This window comes from Candidatus Marinarcus aquaticus (assembly GCF_004116335.1).
GTDB classification, from domain to species: Bacteria; Campylobacterota; Campylobacteria; order Campylobacterales; family Arcobacteraceae; genus Marinarcus; species Marinarcus aquaticus.
Window position 1 is genome coordinate 57,962 of record NZ_PDKN01000010.1, and the last position, 18,158, is coordinate 76,119.

The 18,158-nt window shown below is 35.2% G+C and carries 20 protein-coding genes; 14 read left to right on the plus strand and 6 right to left on the minus strand.

Translation table 11 applies throughout. The features are described 5' to 3' along the window. The 5 genes from CRV04_RS11730 (at window position 1) to CRV04_RS11750 (ending at window position 5,420) form a co-directional block, all read left to right on the plus strand. Window positions 1–951, plus strand: coding sequence for a YbgA family protein (locus CRV04_RS11730; RefSeq protein WP_128997043.1), 951 nt, complete (start codon window positions 1–3; stop codon window positions 949–951). Next, window positions 948–2,297, plus strand: a complete 1,350-nt coding sequence (locus CRV04_RS11735; protein ID WP_128997044.1) for a cryptochrome/photolyase family protein — start codon at window positions 948–950, stop codon at window positions 2,295–2,297. The genes CRV04_RS11730 and CRV04_RS11735 overlap by 4 nt, the downstream gene beginning before the upstream one ends. Before the next feature lie 53 nt (window positions 2,298–2,350). After that, on the plus strand, window positions 2,351–3,382 hold the full coding sequence (locus tag CRV04_RS11740; RefSeq protein ID WP_128997045.1) for a rod shape-determining protein: 1,032 nt from the start codon (window positions 2,351–2,353) through the stop codon (window positions 3,380–3,382). Between the two features lie 72 nt (window positions 3,383–3,454). Further along, the gene (locus CRV04_RS11745) at window positions 3,455–4,021 is read left to right on the plus strand and encodes a lipid-binding SYLF domain-containing protein (protein ID WP_128997046.1); all 567 of its coding nucleotides are present in this window, start codon (window positions 3,455–3,457) and stop codon (window positions 4,019–4,021) included. Window positions 4,022–4,421: 400 nt separating this feature from the next. After that, window positions 4,422–5,420, plus strand: a complete 999-nt coding sequence (locus CRV04_RS11750; protein WP_128997047.1) for a tRNA pseudouridine(13) synthase TruD — start codon at window positions 4,422–4,424, stop codon at window positions 5,418–5,420. Here CRV04_RS11750 and CRV04_RS11755 read toward each other — a convergent pair. The 6 genes from CRV04_RS11755 to CRV04_RS11780 are packed head-to-tail and all read right to left on the minus strand — an operon-like array spanning window position 5,415 to window position 10,395. Next, window positions 5,415–5,993, minus strand: coding sequence for an ABC-type transport auxiliary lipoprotein family protein (locus CRV04_RS11755; protein WP_164969164.1), 579 nt, complete (start codon window positions 5,991–5,993; stop codon window positions 5,415–5,417). The two genes, CRV04_RS11750 and CRV04_RS11755, sit on opposite strands and share 6 nt — an antisense overlap. 1 nt (window position 5,994) lies before the next feature. Next, a complete protein-coding gene (locus CRV04_RS11760; protein WP_128997049.1) occupies window positions 5,995–6,918 on the minus strand; it encodes an MlaD family protein in 924 nt (307 codons plus the stop codon). Between the two features lie 6 nt (window positions 6,919–6,924). Further along, window positions 6,925–7,659 carry an ABC transporter ATP-binding protein gene (locus tag CRV04_RS11765; RefSeq protein WP_128997050.1) on the minus strand — a complete coding sequence of 245 codons (735 nt, stop codon included), beginning with the start codon at window positions 7,657–7,659 and terminating at the stop codon, window positions 6,925–6,927. Between the two features lie 2 nt (window positions 7,660–7,661). Next, window positions 7,662–8,774 (minus strand): MlaE family ABC transporter permease, encoded by a 1,113-nt coding sequence (locus CRV04_RS11770; RefSeq protein ID WP_128997051.1) that lies wholly within the window; start codon window positions 8,772–8,774, stop codon window positions 7,662–7,664. A gap of 56 nt (window positions 8,775–8,830) precedes the next feature. Further along, window positions 8,831–9,805 (minus strand): hypothetical protein, encoded by a 975-nt coding sequence (locus CRV04_RS11775; RefSeq protein WP_128997052.1) that lies wholly within the window; start codon window positions 9,803–9,805, stop codon window positions 8,831–8,833. 8 nt (window positions 9,806–9,813) lie between these two features. Next, the gene (locus CRV04_RS11780; protein ID WP_128997053.1) at window positions 9,814–10,395 is read right to left on the minus strand and encodes a YfgM family protein; all 582 of its coding nucleotides are present in this window, start codon (window positions 10,393–10,395) and stop codon (window positions 9,814–9,816) included. 112 nt (window positions 10,396–10,507) lie between these two features. Here CRV04_RS11780 and CRV04_RS11785 point away from each other — a divergent pair, with 112 nt between their 5' ends. The 9 genes from CRV04_RS11785 (at window position 10,508) to argS (ending at window position 18,033) form a co-directional block, all read left to right on the plus strand. Continuing rightward, the gene (locus tag CRV04_RS11785; RefSeq protein ID WP_128997054.1) at window positions 10,508–11,824 is read left to right on the plus strand and encodes a S41 family peptidase; all 1,317 of its coding nucleotides are present in this window, start codon (window positions 10,508–10,510) and stop codon (window positions 11,822–11,824) included. Window positions 11,825–11,835: 11 nt separating this feature from the next. Further along, window positions 11,836–12,789 (plus strand): phosphoribosylaminoimidazolesuccinocarboxamide synthase, encoded by a 954-nt coding sequence (locus tag CRV04_RS11790; RefSeq protein WP_128997055.1) that lies wholly within the window; start codon window positions 11,836–11,838, stop codon window positions 12,787–12,789. 61 nt (window positions 12,790–12,850) lie between these two features. After that, window positions 12,851–13,096, plus strand: coding sequence for a phosphoribosylformylglycinamidine synthase subunit PurS (gene purS / locus CRV04_RS11795; protein ID WP_128997056.1), 246 nt, complete (start codon window positions 12,851–12,853; stop codon window positions 13,094–13,096). 2 nt (window positions 13,097–13,098) lie between these two features. Further along, window positions 13,099–13,770, plus strand: coding sequence for a phosphoribosylformylglycinamidine synthase I (purQ, locus tag CRV04_RS11800; RefSeq protein ID WP_128997057.1), 672 nt, complete (start codon window positions 13,099–13,101; stop codon window positions 13,768–13,770). Between the two features lie 44 nt (window positions 13,771–13,814). Next, window positions 13,815–15,089: a hypothetical protein gene (locus CRV04_RS11805; RefSeq protein WP_128997058.1), complete on the plus strand. Its 1,275-nt coding sequence runs from the start codon at window positions 13,815–13,817 to the stop codon at window positions 15,087–15,089. Next, window positions 15,076–15,756: a lysophospholipid acyltransferase family protein gene (locus CRV04_RS11810; protein ID WP_128997059.1), complete on the plus strand. Its 681-nt coding sequence runs from the start codon at window positions 15,076–15,078 to the stop codon at window positions 15,754–15,756. Before CRV04_RS11805 ends, CRV04_RS11810 begins: the two co-directional genes overlap by 14 nt. After that, window positions 15,753–16,139: a fluoride efflux transporter FluC gene (locus tag CRV04_RS11815; RefSeq protein ID WP_128997060.1), complete on the plus strand. Its 387-nt coding sequence runs from the start codon at window positions 15,753–15,755 to the stop codon at window positions 16,137–16,139. The genes CRV04_RS11810 and CRV04_RS11815 overlap by 4 nt, the downstream gene beginning before the upstream one ends. A 63-nt stretch (window positions 16,140–16,202) precedes the next feature. After that, window positions 16,203–16,433, plus strand: a complete 231-nt coding sequence (gene tatA / locus CRV04_RS11820; RefSeq protein WP_128997061.1) for a twin-arginine translocase TatA/TatE family subunit — start codon at window positions 16,203–16,205, stop codon at window positions 16,431–16,433. 10 nt (window positions 16,434–16,443) lie between these two features. After that, the gene (gene argS / locus CRV04_RS11825; RefSeq protein ID WP_128997062.1) at window positions 16,444–18,033 is read left to right on the plus strand and encodes an arginine--tRNA ligase; all 1,590 of its coding nucleotides are present in this window, start codon (window positions 16,444–16,446) and stop codon (window positions 18,031–18,033) included. Window positions 18,034–18,158: the final 125 nt, after the last annotated feature.

An 18,158-nucleotide genomic window follows, 5' to 3' on the forward strand; every position in this document is an offset into this window, starting at 1 on the left:
ATGCGTATAGGGGTTTCAGCTTGTTTATTGGGAAATATGTGTCGATATGATGGTGCACATGCTAAAGATGATTTTGTAGTCAATCAACTTCAAAACTATTTTGAGATGGTACCATACTGTCCTGAAGCGATTGTTTTTGGAACACCTCGAGATACAATTCGATTGGTGGAGTTTGAACACCAAATTAAAGTCCTCACCAATAAAGAACAAAATGATGTTACGCAAGTGCTCAGTGATATTTCTCAAAGTTGTGCTTCACAAATTGCCGATGAAAACCTATGTGGTTTTATTTTAAAATCCAAATCTCCCACCTGTGGGTTAGAACGGGTAAAGGTGTATGAACCCAACAGCCATATGTGTGAAAAAAAAGGGGAAGGACTTTTTGCAAAATCGATTAAAGAAAAATACCCCTATTTGCCTTTAGAAGAGGAGGGGCGATTGCAAGATGATTGGCTCAAAGAGAACTTTTTAATGCAAGTGTTTGCTTATAAAGATGTCCATGAGTTTCTGGCAACCTCTCCTTCTTTTAATGAATTGGTGAAATTTCATACAAGTTATAAGTATCTGATTTATGCAAAATCTCATGAAGCGTATAAAAGCATGGGAAACATTGTGGCCAATCATGAAAAAAAGAGTCTAGAAGAGGTGTTGACTTTGTATAAAGAGCATTTCTTAAAAGCCATAAGCATGAAAGGCAGTATTAAAAACACCTATAATGTACTGTTGCATATTTACGGATACTTTAAAAAAGTGATTTCAAAAGATGAGAAAGAGGAGATGCTCAAAGCCATTGATGAGTATAAAATGCAAATCATTCCTCTCATAGCCGTCATTAAAATCATCAATCTTTATACCCAACGATTTGATATGGAGTATCTTAAAACACAGAAATTCTTAAAACCTTATCCCAGTGAACTGGCACTTCGTTCAAGCCTTAAGGCGAATAAGTGAAGCAAATCTTATGGTTCAGACGAGATTTACGTATCACTGACAGTGCACTTTTAGCACACGCAACAGGAGAAGTACTTCCTATTTTTATCTTTGATGAACATATTTTAAAAAATCTTCCCAAAGAGGATAAACGTGTTACGTTTATTTATGAAAGTGTGTTGGCTTTAAAAAAGCAACTGCAAACATTGGGATTGGATTTGGCTATTTTTTATGGTAAGCCTGAAGATATTTTCAGCAAGTTGGTACAACAAGGTTTTGATGAAGTGTTGTGCTCCATTGATTATGATGCCTATGCCATACAACGAGATAAAACCATTGAGTCTATACTTCCAATGCATCGTTTTTTAGACTCTTTTATCCTTGACCCCAAAGAGCACTTCAAAAAAGATGGCACCCCTTATAAAGTATTTACCCCTTTTTACAATGCACTTGAACCACTGCATAGTGCACTTAAATTAGAAGAGTACCAATATTCAAATGCATGCATTAAAGCTTCATTTGATTATGACAACACTCCTTTATTAGAAGAGTTGGGGTTTGTTAAAACCACACTGCCAGCGTTTTTATACCAAAGTGCACATGAACTCTTAGAAGCGTTCTCTTTAAAAATTGCACTTTATGAAAAAGAGCGAGACTTTTTCCATATTGATGCCACTTCAAAACTCTCTGTGCATTTACGTTTTGGCTTGATTTCACCCAAAGAAGTCTTTAATTATGTGAAAACTTTGGCCCCCACTTCAGGTGCCGCTTGTTTTATCAAAGAGCTTTTTTGGAGAGAGTTTTATAACTACATACTCTATCATTTCCCTTACAGTGAATTTGAAAACTTTAACGGGCAAATTTTGAAATGGCCCAACAGTGATCAAGCGTATGAGAAGTGGTGCAATGCACAAACGGGTGTGCCTATTGTGGATGCTGCCATGCGATGCTTAAATGAAACGGGTTGCATGCACAACCGTCTTCGTATGATTGTGGCATCGTTTGCAACGAAAAATTTGCTCATACCTTGGAAACGATGTGAAGCCTATTTTGCACTGAAACTTTTAGATTATGAAGCCTGTTCCAATGTCGGATCTTGGCAGTGGGCCGCAAGTACAGGAGCAGACAGTGTGCCTTATTTCCGACTTTTTAATCCCTATTTGCAATCAAAAAAATTTGACAAAGAGGGGCAATTTATTAAACACTATTTACCTGAACTACAAGAGTGTGATGCAAAGCTTTTTCATATAGAAAATGGTTTAAAACAAAACCTTTTTTTAGAATACCCACCTTTATTGATTGGCATCGCGTATTCTCGTGAGAGAGCACTGCAATTTTATAAAAGAGTAAACACAACAAAGCCCTAGCCAAAAACAATAACAAATATGTTATAATCTTACAAAAATGAAGGGCGGTGCAGATGATTTTGAATAAAATAATTGGTCTATTTTCAAAAGATATTGCAATGGATTTAGGAACAGCCAATATTATTGTGTCAGTAAAAGACAGTGGTATTGTCATCAATGAACCCACTGTCCTTGCAATACAAGAGGATCGATATGGTAAAAGCAGAGTCTTAGCAGTCGGTCAAGAAGCCAAACAGATGTTGGGTAAAACACCAGCTCATATCAGAGCGATACGACCGGTTCAAGATGGCGTGATTGCTGATTTTGAAGCCACAGAGATGATGATTAAATATTTCATCAACAAAGTACATAATCGAAAATCTTTTTTAAAACCACGTGTGGTCATTTGTGTACCCTATGGGGTTACACAAGTAGAGAGAAATGCGGTGAAAGATTCTGCATTTAATGCAGGAGCACGAGAAGTTATTTTAGTAGAAGAACCAATGGCTGCTGCTATTGGTACAGGTATTCCTGTAGGTAACCCCGAAGGACATATTGTGGTGGATATTGGTGCAGGTACCACCGAGGTTGCTGTGACATCATTGGGCGGATTGGTTTTGTGTAAAGCCACTACATCTGCTGGAGATAAGTTTGATCAAGCCATTATTAATTATGTCAAACAAAACTACAATCTCTATATTGGTGAAAAAACAGCTGAACATATTAAAATAGAGATTGGAGCGGCTGTTAAACTTGAAAATGAGCTCAAAATTCAAGTCAAAGGGAGAGATAATTCAGGTTTGCTTTCAACCATTGAGTTAGGAAGTGAAGGGGTTCGAAGTGCCATTAAAGAGCCTCTTAAAGACATCATCAATGTGATTAAAAATGTGTTAGAAAATATGCCTCCTGATTTGGCCGCTGATGCAGTGGATAATGGCGTTATTTTAACAGGGGGAGGCTCATTAATACGTGGATTAGATGAGTATATTTCAAGCATCATTAAACTTCCTGTACGAGTCTCTAAAGAGCCACTTTTAGCTGTTGCATATGGTACAAGTGAAGTGATTAATGATAACGATTTACTCAAATTGATTTTTAACGAATAAAATTCGTTATTTATTTGTCTCATTTGGTTTTTATGGTATAGTTTTTGTATATATTAGAAATGAGGTGAAGAGATGTCAAAAATATTTAAACTTATTTCCATGCTAATAATGTATGTTTTTTTATCAGGTTTCGTCAGCAGTAACAGCGCGCAAGAGGACAGAGATGAAATTTTAAAAATGAAGAAAGAGACATTGGCATTATTAAAAGATAATGTTGAAGCCCAAATGCTTATGAATCGAGCATATGGCTACGCAGTGTTCAGTAACGTTGGAGTCAATGTCATACTCTTTTCAGCAGAAGGGGGGTATGGAGTTGCTCATGATAACCTTACAGGAGAAAACATCTATATGAAGATGGTTTCAGCTGGAGCAGGGTTTGGATTTGGTTTAAAAGATTTTCGAGCAGTATTCATCTTTGAAAATAGAAAAGTTTTTGAAAACTTTGTTAATTATGGATGGGAAGCCAATGCCCAAGCAGATGTTGCAGTCAAAGCTGAAAATAAAGGTGCAGCAGTAAATGCAGCTATTACCATTGCTCCAGGAATTAAATTGTATAAGATCACAAAAAACGGGGTAGCACTGCAAGCGACCATTCAAGGGACAAAATACTGGAAAGATGATCGATTGAACAACGAATAGTTGTGTTAATTTTTTGTTAACGTTTTGTTGTCTCACAATTAACGGTTGAGTGTTATAATTTTTTTATCAATAAGTTATAGGCGTATAACTTACTGTTTAAGATAATTATATTTACGATTTTTCATTCTCTCCCAAATAGGTACTCTCTTTTAGAGGGTACCTATTTTTTTGCTTGTTTTTTATGTGAAAATGACCTAGTTAACCATTGGTTAACCATTGATTGGTTTTTTGTTAAGGCAAACAGATTATAATTTAATTATCAATAAGTAACCAGTCACTTTACTTATTGAAACAGCGACTAACGTAAATTTAGACTCCCTCCTTTAATATAAAAAAGACACCCACCCTCGGGTGTCTTTTTTTTGCTTTTTTTTGATATACTTCCCTAAAAAGAACAATCATGACGCGAACCTTTATCCAAGACTATACCCCACTTCATTTCAAGTTTTATCAAAACGTGGATGACTTTATCGTTGAAGAAGAACCCATTACGTTTACCAATAAAGGGAATTTTCTTATTTTAAAAATACGAAAGAAGAATTTGGGTACGTGGGATTTAATAGAGAAGCTCTCAAAGGGACTTAACATCTATGATCATGAGATAGGTTATGCGGGGCTAAAAGATAAAAATGCAACCACCACACAATACATCTCCATACCAAGAAAATATGCCAAAGATATTAAAAAATTCAGACACAATAAAATTGAGATATTGGAGAGCTTTTTACATAAAACCAAGCTCAATATAGGGGATTTAAAAGGCAATACTTTTACGATTCGATTGCATGAAGTTAAACCAAAAATTGTACCTATGATTGAAAAAAGAGTCAAAGAGATAGCCAAGATAGGATTGCCAAACTTCTTTGGTTTTCAACGATTTGGAAAAGATATTGAACAAAACTTAGAAAAAGCACAAAAAATCATCTATGGTGACTTAAAGATACGAGACAGAAAACTGGAAAAGATGTTGATTTCGGCGTATCAAAGTGATTTCTTTAATAAATGGTTGTCCAAAAGAGTTGAGCTTTCAAAAGAGGAGTTTAAACTGCTGGATGGTGATGTGATGATGCAGTTAGACAATGATAAGCTCTTTACTCCAAAGCAAATAACACCAGAAATCATCAAAGATTTTAAAGCACATAAAATTGTACCAACAGGGTTGTTGTGTGGAAGAAATGTCTTTAAAAGTATGGGAGAAGCCAGAAAGCTTGAAGCGCAGTTTGATGATACCTATATTCAAGAAAAAGGCTTAAGACGACCGGCGATTGTTTTTATTACAAATCAAAGTGTTTCATACAATGAAGAAGAGCAGACGTGTACGTTGAGATTTACTTTGCCTAAAGCAGCTTATGCTACGGTACTAATAGAAAATATACTCAATACCAATATCAAACTATAAAGAGGTGTTAGCAACCTCTTTAATCAACTCTTCAATGGACATTTTAAGTACCTCATTAAGAGCTTGTACGTAACCATAAGGTGTGTTTTCTTTACACTTTAAGCGTCTGTTGATTTGCTTACTTAAAAGTAAATTTCCCTTTTCAATAAGCTCAAAACTCATTGAAAGCATGGCATAGGATTCACCCCTCTCATGCAGATGATACATTTTATTGACCACCGTATTTAAATAGATATCAGGAGTAAGGCGTGAACTGCTCATGCTTTGATGTTTAAACAGTTTAGCTTGAGCAAAGGCTTGTGTGAGTTGCAGTTGTAGCATGGAAGAGGGAAAATCAATCCAACGGTTCTTTGCATACGCATCATATTCATACGCTTTGGTGGTATAAAAGATATTTTTAGTAGCAAATGCTCCATTGATATAAGGCTGATTAATAAAAATGGTTTTATTTATGGTTTTGCTTGTCTTGCTTTGTGTATGAAAGTCAATGGCATAGGTGTTGAATGTAGGACTGTTTTTAACTGAGCATCCTGTCAATAACAACAGTATTAATAATATTGCATAATGTTTCATTTTACTCTCCTGGACCATATTTAATTGGTTTCTCTTTAAAAAGAATATCGCTTGGGCTCTCTTTTAGACTCTCTACGAGCTCTTGGGTTTGAAGCAGTGTTTTATCTAAAGCATCTAAAGCCATGTTGAGTTTTGAAAAGCTTTCATGAGAGATGGCTTTGATATCATAGGTGCCTTTTTGTAACTCAGCAGATAAAACGGTTGAAACCTTTTTCAGTGCTTGCGCAGAGGCTTGTACACTTTGTGCTGAAGAGTTCATGCTTTCAAAAGAGGCACCGCTGGTTTGGCTTAATTCAATAATACTTTGAATCAAACGGTCCAAATGTTCCTCTTTTTTATTAAGATACTGTGTGAAAACTTCAAGATTTTTCATGCTTTTAGCCCCATTTTCAATCATCATTGAGATGTGTTGGAGGTTCTCATCTGCAAAGAGTTTTTTGGTTCGTATTAAAACTTCCGTTAACTCTTTGGTAATATCTTCTGTCGAGTCTTCGAGTGTTGCAATCATAGAGGCTTTAGAAGGAATCACTTTTAAACCCTCTTCATTCGCTTGTAAAGGTTTGGCTTCTTGGTTTCCACCTTTAAGTTCAATATATCGTAAACCCGTTAATCCAAGTGTGCCTAAAACGGCTACATTGTCCTCTTTTATAGGGGTACCTTTATTGATTTTTATCTCAATTTGAATCTGTTCTGAGTTATTGGGATTGATTTTAATATCACTGACCGTACCCACTTCAAACCCTTTATATTTAATAGGGGATTCAATATTTAAACCAGAAACAGACTCTGTAAAAAAGATTGAATAGGTGTCAAATTTTTGTTGTTCAAATCCGTATTTCCCCAACCAAAAAATAAAAGCCAACATCAAAATAAAAAGAGTAATAACAAAAAAACCAATTTTAGAAAAATTTATTTGAGAATCCATGTTTTTTTACTCCTTTTTTTGTGTTAAAAACTCTTTAACAAATGCATCATCGCTTTGCAGTGCTTCTTGAACTGACCCTTCAAATGCAATCGTTTGGTTCAGTAAAACAAATCGATCTAAAACTTGTGTAATTGTATCTAAATCGTGAGTTATTATAACGACAGTTAAATTTAATACCTCTTTGAGCTCTTTGATTAAGGCATTAAACTTTTGTGTACTTGAAGGGTCCAACCCACTGGTGGGTTCATCTAAAAAAAGAATTTTAGGTTGCATTGCTAAAGCCCTTGCTAAAGCCACTCGTTTTTTCATTCCTCCACTGAGTTCAGAAGGGTATAAAAAAGCACTTTTACTTGGAAGACCTACCATATTTAGGTGTGTAAAAGCAATTTTATCAATCAAATCAAGCGGTAAATTGGTGTACTCTTTAAGCATCACGCCAATGTTTTCAATCACGTTTAAAAAAGAGTACAACGCACCAAATTGAAAGAGATAAGAGTACTCTTTTTTAAGTTGTTCCAGTTCATTCAGTGAGAGTTTGGAAACATTTTTATCAAAAATTTCAATCGAGCCTTTTTGAATTTTTTGCAGCATCACAATTTGACGAAGGAGAGTGGTTTTTCCTGAACCACTTCCGCCTAAAATACCAAAAATCTCCCCTTGTTGAATCGAAAAAGAGATGTTATCGTGTACCACATTCTCTTTGAACTTCGTACTTAAGTTATTGACTTTGATGATACTCATGATTAAATCCCAGCTTCGGTTAAAATAACAGAAAAGAGCGCGTTTAAAGCAATCACAACAAAAATAGCATTGACCACGCTGAACGTCGTATAGCGTCCAATACTGGTGGTGTTATTTTGAACTTGAAAGCCACGATAACATCCAATAATAGCAATGGCAATACCAAAAAACATCGATTTAAAAATACCAATTAGTAGATGTTTAAGTGGCACCTCATTGCCCATGCGAAGTACAAACTCATTGTACGTAATATTCAGATCCAAATGTGCGACAACCATACCTGCAAAAACACCAATAACGTCTGCAAAAAAGACCAACAGTGGCAGTGAAACAAACAGAGCTAAGACCCTAGGTAGAGTTAAAAACATCGTGGGTTCAAAGCCCATGGTTTTCATGGCATCAATCTCATCGGTGATTTTCATGGCACCAATTTCTGCAGTGTAGGAACTGGCGGTTCTTCCTGCAATAACAATGGCTGTAACCAGTGGTGCAATTTCGCGAAACATCGTAATACAAACCATCTCCACAATAAAAATATTGGCACCAAACTTTTCAAGTTGCACCGCCCCTTGATAGGCAATGACCAATCCCACCAAAAAAGAGGTCACTGCAATAATCAGCAATGCTTGAATGGCTGAACTGTCTATTTGTTTGAGCGTGGCTTGAAAGCGTATTTTGTGAGGATGGGATAAAGAGTATGATAAAAAGTAAAAAAGTTGTCCGATAAAATGGATAAAATTTAAAGCTCCCTCATACGTCTCATACGCTTTTTTGCCAATGCGCTCTAAAGAGAAGGTATCTAAAAACGGACGACTTTGGTTCTCTTGATAGTAGGTGTGATAAACATTGTAAAGGTTTTCAAATTGGCCTAAATGTTGCATGGAAGTTTTTGCAAATCGCTTTGAAAAACCAATAAGAAATATCATGGCTGAACTGTCCAATGCTTCAATGTGTTCAAAATCCAGTTCTACTGTTGCTTTAGAAGAGAGTTTCAGACGATTAAGCGCCATGATTTGTTCACTTAAGGTTGCATTATTCCAGCATTTAAAAAGTTGCAGTTTGTAGTGGTTTTGTTTTAAGGTTATGAGTTGAAAATGTGAAGTTGAATTTTCCATACCAACCTTTGCATAGGTAAAGCAGTGAAGTTCACTGCTTTAAAAGTTAAAAGGGATTATTTAAATTGAATGTATTCATCCCCAAAATAGATGGTGTCTTTTACGGCAATTGCTTTTGATTCTGCATCAAATGAGAAATCATAAATAGTATCGTGTTCAAAGTCATCCTCCACTTTGATTAAATATCCTTGTGATTCTAACCCATACAGGGCATTCCCACCGTAAGCTAATGCATGGAATTTTGCAAATCGATACTTTTTAGAACCTAAAACATCCAATTCTGTGTTCATTTTAATCAATTGCCCATCAATGGTTGCAATGAAAATATGAGAATCATTGGTGATCACTTCTCGGATTTCATAATCTTTAATAAACAGGTTTCCTGTACCCACAGCGATGATTTTATTATTGGTTGCTGCAACCAATGTATCATTGATAACGTCTAAGTAAATGATGTTATTAAACGTTGAATCTGGATCAACCACAATGTTTTTAACCACTTGATTATTATCTTTACTCACAACGATGACTTTTCCATCCAGTGTTGGGAAAAGAATGATGTTACTCATAAAGTGAGGGTTGGTAATACGAGTGTCATTTACAATCGATTCTTTGTAGTACTCTTTAAAAACAAATCGCTCTTTTTGTAGGTCATACAATGCAATCGAGTTGTTCGCGTATACCAACGCTAAAAGATCGTTTTCCAATGAAGCAGCCACAACAATGTCTCCAATTTCAATCTCTTTTGAATCAATGGCAACTTTGTCTTTATTGTTCGTAGAAAGAATTATCCCATTTGAACTGTTTAAGAACTCATAACCTTCAAGCAGTTTCATACTTGAAACCCCTGACGCAGAGATGTAGGTTTTATCTTCTAAGGTTGCACCACTTCGGTTGATGCTCTCAATATCTGAGCTTAAGCTTGAACTGTTGGCATCAAAACTCTCTGAATCTTCAGGTTCAAAAAACTTTTTACCTGCGCAACCAGTGAATAACAATAAAGCCAATAAAAGTGTAGAAACTATTTTCATTTTGTGTCCTATTTAGTAAGTAAGTAGTGGTTTAATAAAGCAACTAAATCACTCACTTTTGAATCTTGTTTAATCATTTTAAGTGTTTGTCGAGCATCTTCAAATTTACCTTGTTCGGTAAGAATCAGTGCTTTGTTAAAAAGGGCAAACTCTTTAAGTAAAAAATCTTTTTGCATGGCTAAAGAGTTCAGTTTTTCAACATCAGAATTCTTTAATGCCTCTTCATACTCTAAAAGATATTTTAAATATCGTTCATTGACTTGGATATTTTTATTTCCCTCTTTAGCTTGAAGATATAAAGCAACATTATAAAGTTTGTCGTTACTTGATTTCAGTGTTGCTAAGGCCTCTTGGTCATTCACATCATTTAAAATTTTGTTAAATGCAAGATTGGCTTTGGCTTTATTACTTGCTTGAATGGAGTTGTTAATGGTGTAACCAATTGAACCCACAACAATCACTGCCACTGCAGCAATAAGTGCTTTTTTATATTTTTTATAAAATCGCTCAACTTTTACAAAACTCTCGATAAATTTCTCTTCAGAGTCCAACTCTTTTTTGACAAAATCAACGTTATCTTTTAAGCTCATAGATATTGTATCCTCATTTTAAATTCTACACAATGGTACAAAAATTTTTATAAAATCTTACTTTTATGAAAAATTGAATATAATACTACCTTATTTAACAAAAAGGTCAGCCATGAAAAGCATTTTATTCTCTTTTTTTTATGTGGTCGCATTTGTCAGCTTCATTCACGCTAATGAGGTCAATACATTAGAAACCAAATCAGATTTAGACAACGAAACGACACAGACACGATTTGAATCACTCTCAAAACTGACAAAAGTCATAGGCACAGTTGAGAAGTACTATGTAGACGATATCAAATTGCAAGAGATTGTAAATAAAGCTTTAAAAGGTTTAATGCAAGAGTTGGATGCACACTCAACGTATATGGATAAAAAATATTTTAAAGAGATGCAAATTCAAACCAATGGCGAGTTTGGAGGTTTGGGTATCACCGTTGGAATGAGAGATGGAGCTTTAACCGTTATCTCACCAATTGACGATACTCCAGCATATAAAGCAGGTGTAAAAGCGGGTGATATCATCTTAAAAATCGATGACACTTCTACATTGAATATCACTTTAGATGAAGCGGTGGGACTCATGCGAGGAAAGCCAAAAACTCCGATTGAATTAACGCTTGTAAGAAAAGGTGAAAACAAACCAATCCTGATAAAAATCATTCGAGATATCATTAAAATCCAATCGGTTTACTCTAAAACCATTGGGGACGATGTGTTGTATCTACGAGTAACCAGCTTTGATAAAAATGTTGATGTGAATATGCGAAAAGCGATTAATAAAAATAAAACGTTTAAAGGGATTATTTTAGATTTACGAAACAACCCAGGTGGACTTCTTAATCAAGCCATCAGTGTGACAGACTTTTTCGTCAACAGTGGCGTAATTGTTTCTCAAAAAGGGCGAGATGAAAGCAGTGAAGAGAAGTTCTCTGCAACTTCAGCAAATACATTAACCTCAGTTCCATTGGTTGTACTTGTAAATGCAGGAAGTGCCAGTGCCAGTGAGATTGTAAGTGGTGCTTTACAAGACCACAAACGAGCCATCGTAGTGGGTGAAAAAACATTTGGTAAAGGTTCAGTTCAAGTAATTTTACCAATTACAGATGATAAAAGCGAAGGGGTGAAACTCACCATTGCTAAATATTATTTACCAAGTGGACGAACCATCCAAGCAACCGGAATTACACCAGACATCATCGCATATGCTGGAGAAGTTCCACAAGAGAGTGATGCTGAGTTTAAAATCAAAGAAGCAGACTTAAAAAAACATTTAGAAGGTGAGTTAGAAAAAGTCAATCATGATGAAGTAAAAACAAAAGAAGAGAAAAAGAATTCAGACGTTATAACAAAAGAAGAATTGTTTAAAGACAACCAACTCAAAACAGGTGTCGATATTTTAAAATCATTAATTATTATGAAAAAATAGTAGGAGAATAGATGAAAATCAGTGAGATTGTAGCACTTGGTCTTTGGCCAGAATCAAAGAAAACTACAACAAAAAAAGGAATCGATGAACTTGAAGAGTTAGGGTATAACCTCTTTTATATCGGTAAAAATGCAGATCTTTATACGTGTCCGGGTGATGAAGCAAAAGTTTTATTGGTTCGAAGTGATCGATGTTCTGTATTTGATATTCCTTTAAATTTAGAGATTGAAGGAAAAGGTGTTTCTCAAACGGCTATTTCAAACAACGGAGCACAATTTGCAAAAGATGCTGGAATTCGTACAGCCATTCTTTCAGAAAATGTGGATGCTTCTTTAAAGATTGCTCCACGATGTCAAATGATGGAGTTGTGTAAACCCCTTGAAGCAGAAATTGATGGTGATGTGGTTCAGTTTGAGTTGATTTTTAGAAACTACTTAACAGGTTCACTGTATGATGCATGTCAAAATGGAAATGACCCATATGGTTTAGAGCTGACTTCAGATTTACCACAATGGCATAAATTTGAAACACCTATTTTTACGCCAACGACTAAAGGGATTAAAGATGAGCCTTTAAACTCTGCAACAGTGAGAGAGAAATTCCCTGAGATTGTTACGAGCTTAGAAAAACTTTTTAAAGAGTTTACGCAGTTTGCACTTGATAATGGCATTATTATTGTGGACACAAAATTTGAAATTTTTGTAAACTCAAAAGGTGAGTGGGTACTTGGAGATGAGGTATTAACTCCAGAGAGTTCACGATTTATCTCTAAAGAGGATTTTGATGCAGGCAACTATATCTCTATGGACAAACAAATCTTACGAGATTTTGGAAAAGAGCAAAATTGGAAAGAGCAAGCAAAATCGTTAAAAGCAGGTGAGAAGTTAGAGGTAAACGTTCCTCAAACAATCAAAGATAAAATCTTAAGTGGGTACACAACCATACTTAATAGGTTAAGTAAATAATCAAAAAATCACTAAAGGTGTTTTTAGATATAATCCCAAAAAAATTAATTGAAGGTAATAAATGAAAGCAATCGTAAATGTAGCATTAAAGCAAGGTGTATTAGATGACCAAGGAAAAGCAACACATCATGCACTGGACACTTTAGGTTTCAAAGAGGTCGTTAAAGATGTTCGAATCGGAAAACAAATCATTTTAGAACTCAATGCAACGTCTCAAACACAAGCACGAGAAGAAGTTACAAACATGTGTGAAAAACTTCTTGCAAATACAGTGATTGAAGATTATACAATCGAAATTATAGGTTAATCATGAACGTAGCAGTATTACAATTTCCAGGTACCAATTGTGAATATGATACAAAGTATGCATTTGAAAAATTAGGTGCAAACGTTACAATCATTTGGCATAAAGAGACAACAATTCCTGACAATACTGACTTGGTAGTTATTCCAGGTGGGTTTTCATATGGGGATTATTTACGAAGTGGTGCAATTGCACGTTTTGCTAAAATCATGGAAGCCGTACAAACCTTTGCACAAAATGGTGGAAAAGTATTGGGGATTTGTAATGGGTTTCAAATTCTTTTAGAAGCTGGGTTACTACCAGGAGCTATGAAAAGAAATGATTCATTACACTTTATCTCTAAATACAACCATTTAAAAGTGATCAACAATGACAACACTTTTTTACAAAAGCTTGATGTCAATGAGGTGGTTAATATTCCTGTTGCACATCATGATGGAAACTACTTTACAGATGAAGCAGGATTAAAAGCATTAGAAGACAATGGTCAAATTCTTTTAAAATATTGTGATGAAAATGGCAATGAACAAAACCTTAATGGTTCGGTTTCTCAAATTGCGGGTATTTGCAATAAAGAAAAAAATGTTTTTGGTCTTATGCCTCACCCAGAACGAGCAATTGAGTCATTGCTTGGATGTGATGATGGCGTAAAGATGCTTCAAGGTTTTTTTAACTAAATTAAAAAGAGAGTTTAGGCTCTCTTTTATACAATAGGGAAGCTATGAAATATTTACTTCTATTAATACTTCTTTTTAATATTGCTTTGAGTAATGAGCAATTCTTTGATACTGAACAATCCATATTTGAAAGTGAACATCTGCAACAAGAAGAACCACAAAGTAATCTTGAAGATGCTTTGCCTTTAAATGAAGAAGAGGGGACAGAAGAAGAGACTCAAATCAATACTTTTATTGAAGAAACAATTGAAACTACCAACTGGTTTGAAGCCATTCCTTATGAAATTCAACAAGATCATGAAAACAATATCTATGCCAAATTCTTAAATTACCCAGAAAAGATTCATACCTATCAACGCTTTGCAGTTGAGATTGAAGCGCTGATTACAACGACCAATTATACGCATTTAGAGACACGGTTTTTAGGGGCAAAAAATATTGCTTTGATTAACCCTCAATCTCCATGGGAAGCACAAAGTAAAGCCAATACCTTTCATAATCTTTTCTTTTTTAAAGTCTATTCAGCTAATTTTTCTATGCCACGATTTCAAATCATTTTATACAACAATGATGAAATTGTCGATGTTCTTTATTTAGATGCTAAACCCATAGAGTACACAAGCATTGCATTGGGTGATGAACTTTTTACAGATGTCATTGCTGAAGATTTACAAGTGATTTCTTCAAAAACAAAACAGTACAGTAATGATGAATTATTGACCGTACTAGAACTTGAAAGCACCAACGGAAACTTAGAAGATTTTCGATTAAAATATGTGGATGAACAACTCTTAATGAGTTTAGAAGAGAGTTATCCCAAACAAAAACTGATTTATAATGCCATCATACCTATTTATACCAAAGTGCTTAATTTTAAATATTATGATATTCGCACAAAAACATTTAAAATACTCAGTGTTCCCATAAAACTAGAAGAGGAACTTGTCAGTACTCAAACAGATTTAAACCCTAATAACAGCAGTGTGGAGCTTTATAAAAAGACTGCAGCTGGAATTGCCACGATTCTGTTTTTATTGTTGTATATATTTAAACGAAAAAGAGTCTTTATCGTTTTAGGGCTTGTTTGTTTACTTGTTTTTTATATTTTTGCTAAACCCAATAACTCTATAGTCATAGAAGAGGGAACAAAAATCTATATTTTACCAACAAAAAACTCTACAGTATTTCATATCACACAACGAAAGCAGCTTGTAGAAATTTTAACTCAAAAAGGTCCATTCAGTAAAATCTTGTTTGAAATACAGAACAATAATAAAACCATTGGATGGATAAAGGAAAAAAACATTGTCGAAGATTAGAGGAATTTTAACACTCATTCAGTTTACATTGACCGTATCTATTACGATTATATGTATGTATATTTTTAGAAATAATCATCACAAGGTGAGAAAAATTTGGACGGCACTTCAAGTGAAGCTTTTGGGAATCAAACTTGAAATCGTAGGTGAACCAGATACCAATGCAGATATGATTATTTTAAACCACCAATCTCTTTTAGATATCGTGGTGATGGAACACATTCACTCTCGAAATCTTGCATGGGTAGGAAAAAAAGAGATAACAGACTTGTTTTTCTTTGGACACATTATGAAAGCCCCACGTATGATTACTGTTAATCGTGAAGATAAAACAGGTGTTGTAACGCTTTTAAAAGAGGGGAAAGATAGACTTGATGGGGGGAGACCCATTGCGATGTTTCCAGAAGGCACACGAAGTGATGGAACGTACATGAGAAAATTTCGTGCGGGTGCTCGTATTTTAGCAGATAAATATAAACTCAAAGTACAGCCCGTCGTGATGTTCAATACCAGACAAGTATTGGACTCAAAAACCTTGCATGCTACACCAGGAGTGGTGAAAGTAGTATTTTTAGAGACCATGCAAGCGGGAAAAGGAACAGATTGGTTTGACGTCGCTGAAGAGAAGATGCGTACTGTTTTTGAAGAGGAAAAGCCTGCATCATGACTTTGACTTGGCAAACCGTTTTAGCTGTAGGTGTGGGTGGGTTTTTAGGAGCCATTGCTCGCGTTTATGCCAATGCAGCCATTACAAAAGCCGTTCCAGGAGAGTTTCCTGTAGGCATATTGACGGTTAATGTTTTGGGAAGTTTTCTTATTGGAATCTTGTTTGCCCTGTTTTTACACTTCAGTTTTCCTACCGCAATTAAAGCCTTTTTAACTTCAGGTTTTTTAGGTGCACTCACTACGTATTCTACATTTGCTATTGAGAGTTTTCTTCTTTTAGAGAGCTCACTTATACTTGGAATAACCAACATGTTTTTAAACCTTTTTGGTACTGTTTTTGCTGCAGGTATGGGTTATAAAATCGTGACTTTCTTCCTTAAATAGCCCTATATAATCTTTAAGCATTAAGAGGCTATAATCATGAAAAATAATTTGTAGGAGAATGTCATGAGTATGCCTGGTGGTATGGAGTGGGTATTAATTGCACTGGTAGTTTTATTACTTTTTGGTGGTAAAAAAATCCCTGAATTAGCAAAAGGTTTAGGAAGTGGAATTAAAAACTTCAAAAAAGCAGTTAAAGAGGACGATGAAGAGACAGTTGTAAAAACTGAAGAGAAAATCGAAGACAAAAAGAGTGAAACTAAATCTGAGTCAACAAACGAAACTAAAAACGCATAAGTGAGAATCGTTGCAAAGAGTAGTTAAAAATCATATTGAAGAAGTATTAGATTTAAGTATTGTATTGGAAAAACCTAAGGATATCACTTTAGGTCACTATGCAACGCCGGTTGCATTTTCATTGGCCAAAGAGTATCGTAAATCACCAATAGTGATTGCTGATGAGTTAGCTGCTAAATTTGCAGATTCACAGATGTTTGAATCTGTAAGTGCGGTTAAAGGTTTTATTAACTTTAAACTCTCTAATGCGTTTTTGCATAAAGCAGTCAGTGATGCCTTAAGTACGCCCGAAGAGTTTGCTAAAGAGGGCTCTAAAAATGAAAAAATTCTTTTAGAGTACGTGAGTGCCAACCCAACTGGACCACTGCATATTGGACACGCTCGTGGAGCAATATTTGGAGATACGCTCTATCGTGTAGGAAAACATTTAGGGTATGATATCACCAGTGAATACTACATCAACGATGCAGGTGCACAAATGGATCTTTTAGGTCTTTCATTATATCTGGCAGGACGTGAATCAATTTTAAAAGTGGATGTAGAGTATCCCGATCAGTACTATCGGGGGGATTACCTTTATGACATTGCAAAATTGGTTGAAGAAAAGTTCGGAAAAGAGATTTTTGAAGATGCCACACGTATGGATGAATTGGCACAATTTGCAAAAGATGAAGTCCTTGATTTAATCAAAAATGACCTCTTTAAAATTGGTATTGAGTTTGAAAACTTTGTCAGTGAAAAATCTCTGTATGTCAATTGGGAAAGTACCAAAGCCAACTTAGAGAAGAACGGTTCTTTATACACCAAAGATGAAAAAGTTTGGATTAAATCAACCCAACTGGGTGATGACGTTGACCGAGTTGTTGTACGAGAGAACGGGATTCCTACATATTTAGCAGGAGACATTATTTACCATGAAAATAAATTTAATCGACCATACGATAAATTTATTAATATCTGGGGCGCAGACCACCACGGATACATCACTCGGGTAAAAGCTGCTGTTCAATTTTTAGGGTTTGATCCAAACAGATTAGAAATTTTACTTTCTCAAATGGTATCACTTTTAAAAGGGGGAGAACCCTACAAAATGAGTAAACGAGCAGGAAATGTGATCTTGCTTTCTGATATTGCAGATGAGATTGGTGCAGATGCATTACGTTTTGTATTTTTGACCAAAAAGAGTGATACGCATTTAGAGTTTGATTTGGATATGTTAACCAACCAAGACTCTAGTAACCCAATTTTTTATATCAACTATGCCCATGCACGAATCAATCAGCTCTTTAAAAAATCAGAGTTGACATTCCAAAGCATTAAAGATATCACACTTGAGGGTTTAGAAGATGAGAGTGCCAATTTGATGTATGAAGCGTTGTTGTTGCCTTCAATATTGGAGGAAGCATTCAGCAAACGAGACATGCAAAAAATTACAGACTATTTGTACTCATTGGCTTCTTCAGTTCATAAATTTTATAATGAACATAAAATTGTAGGTACACCTAATGAACAAGAGTATCTTAAAGCATTAGCTATGGTCAGTTTAAGCATTAAAACGGGACTGAAGCTGTTAGGAATAACGGCCAAGGAGGTGATGTAATGAAGTGGTTTTTGATTATTTTAGCAATCGTCGTTGCCTTTGCAATTTATAAAGGTGAAATGGGTGGTGCCAGAGATGCTGGTGCCAACTATAATAAACTTTTACGTGGACAATAAATAAAAGAG

Bases quoted from the DNA above. Each gene is read 5' to 3' on its own strand.
- CRV04_RS11790 (WP_128997055.1), top strand. From the start codon at position 11,836: ATGAAAATCAGTGAGATTGTAGCACTTGGTCTTTGGCCAGAATCAAAG.
- CRV04_RS11740 (WP_128997045.1), top strand. From the start codon at position 2,351: ATGATTTTGAATAAAATAATTGGTCTATTTTCAAAAGATATTGCAATG.
- CRV04_RS11815 (WP_128997060.1), top strand. From the start codon at position 15,753: ATGACTTTGACTTGGCAAACCGTTTTAGCTGTAGGTGTGGGTGGGTTT.
- CRV04_RS11730 (WP_128997043.1), top strand. From the start codon at position 1: ATGCGTATAGGGGTTTCAGCTTGTTTATTGGGAAATATGTGTCGATAT.
- CRV04_RS11780 (WP_128997053.1), bottom strand. From the start codon at position 10,395: ATGAGCTTAAAAGATAACGTTGATTTTGTCAAAAAAGAGTTGGACTCT.
- tatA (WP_128997061.1), top strand. From the start codon at position 16,203: ATGAGTATGCCTGGTGGTATGGAGTGGGTATTAATTGCACTGGTAGTT.
- CRV04_RS11750 (WP_128997047.1), top strand. From the start codon at position 4,422: ATGACGCGAACCTTTATCCAAGACTATACCCCACTTCATTTCAAGTTT.
- purQ (WP_128997057.1), top strand. From the start codon at position 13,099: ATGAACGTAGCAGTATTACAATTTCCAGGTACCAATTGTGAATATGAT.
- CRV04_RS11785 (WP_128997054.1), top strand. From the start codon at position 10,508: ATGAAAAGCATTTTATTCTCTTTTTTTTATGTGGTCGCATTTGTCAGC.
- CRV04_RS11775 (WP_128997052.1), bottom strand. From the start codon at position 9,805: ATGAAAATAGTTTCTACACTTTTATTGGCTTTATTGTTATTCACTGGT.
- CRV04_RS11805 (WP_128997058.1), top strand. From the start codon at position 13,815: ATGAAATATTTACTTCTATTAATACTTCTTTTTAATATTGCTTTGAGT.
- CRV04_RS11770 (WP_128997051.1), bottom strand. From the start codon at position 8,774: ATGGAAAATTCAACTTCACATTTTCAACTCATAACCTTAAAACAAAAC.
- CRV04_RS11760 (WP_128997049.1), bottom strand. From the start codon at position 6,918: ATGGATTCTCAAATAAATTTTTCTAAAATTGGTTTTTTTGTTATTACT.
- CRV04_RS11745 (WP_128997046.1), top strand. From the start codon at position 3,455: ATGTCAAAAATATTTAAACTTATTTCCATGCTAATAATGTATGTTTTT.
- purS (WP_128997056.1), top strand. From the start codon at position 12,851: ATGAAAGCAATCGTAAATGTAGCATTAAAGCAAGGTGTATTAGATGAC.
- CRV04_RS11755 (WP_164969164.1), bottom strand. From the start codon at position 5,993: ATGAAACATTATGCAATATTATTAATACTGTTGTTATTGACAGGATGC.
- CRV04_RS11765 (WP_128997050.1), bottom strand. From the start codon at position 7,659: ATGAGTATCATCAAAGTCAATAACTTAAGTACGAAGTTCAAAGAGAAT.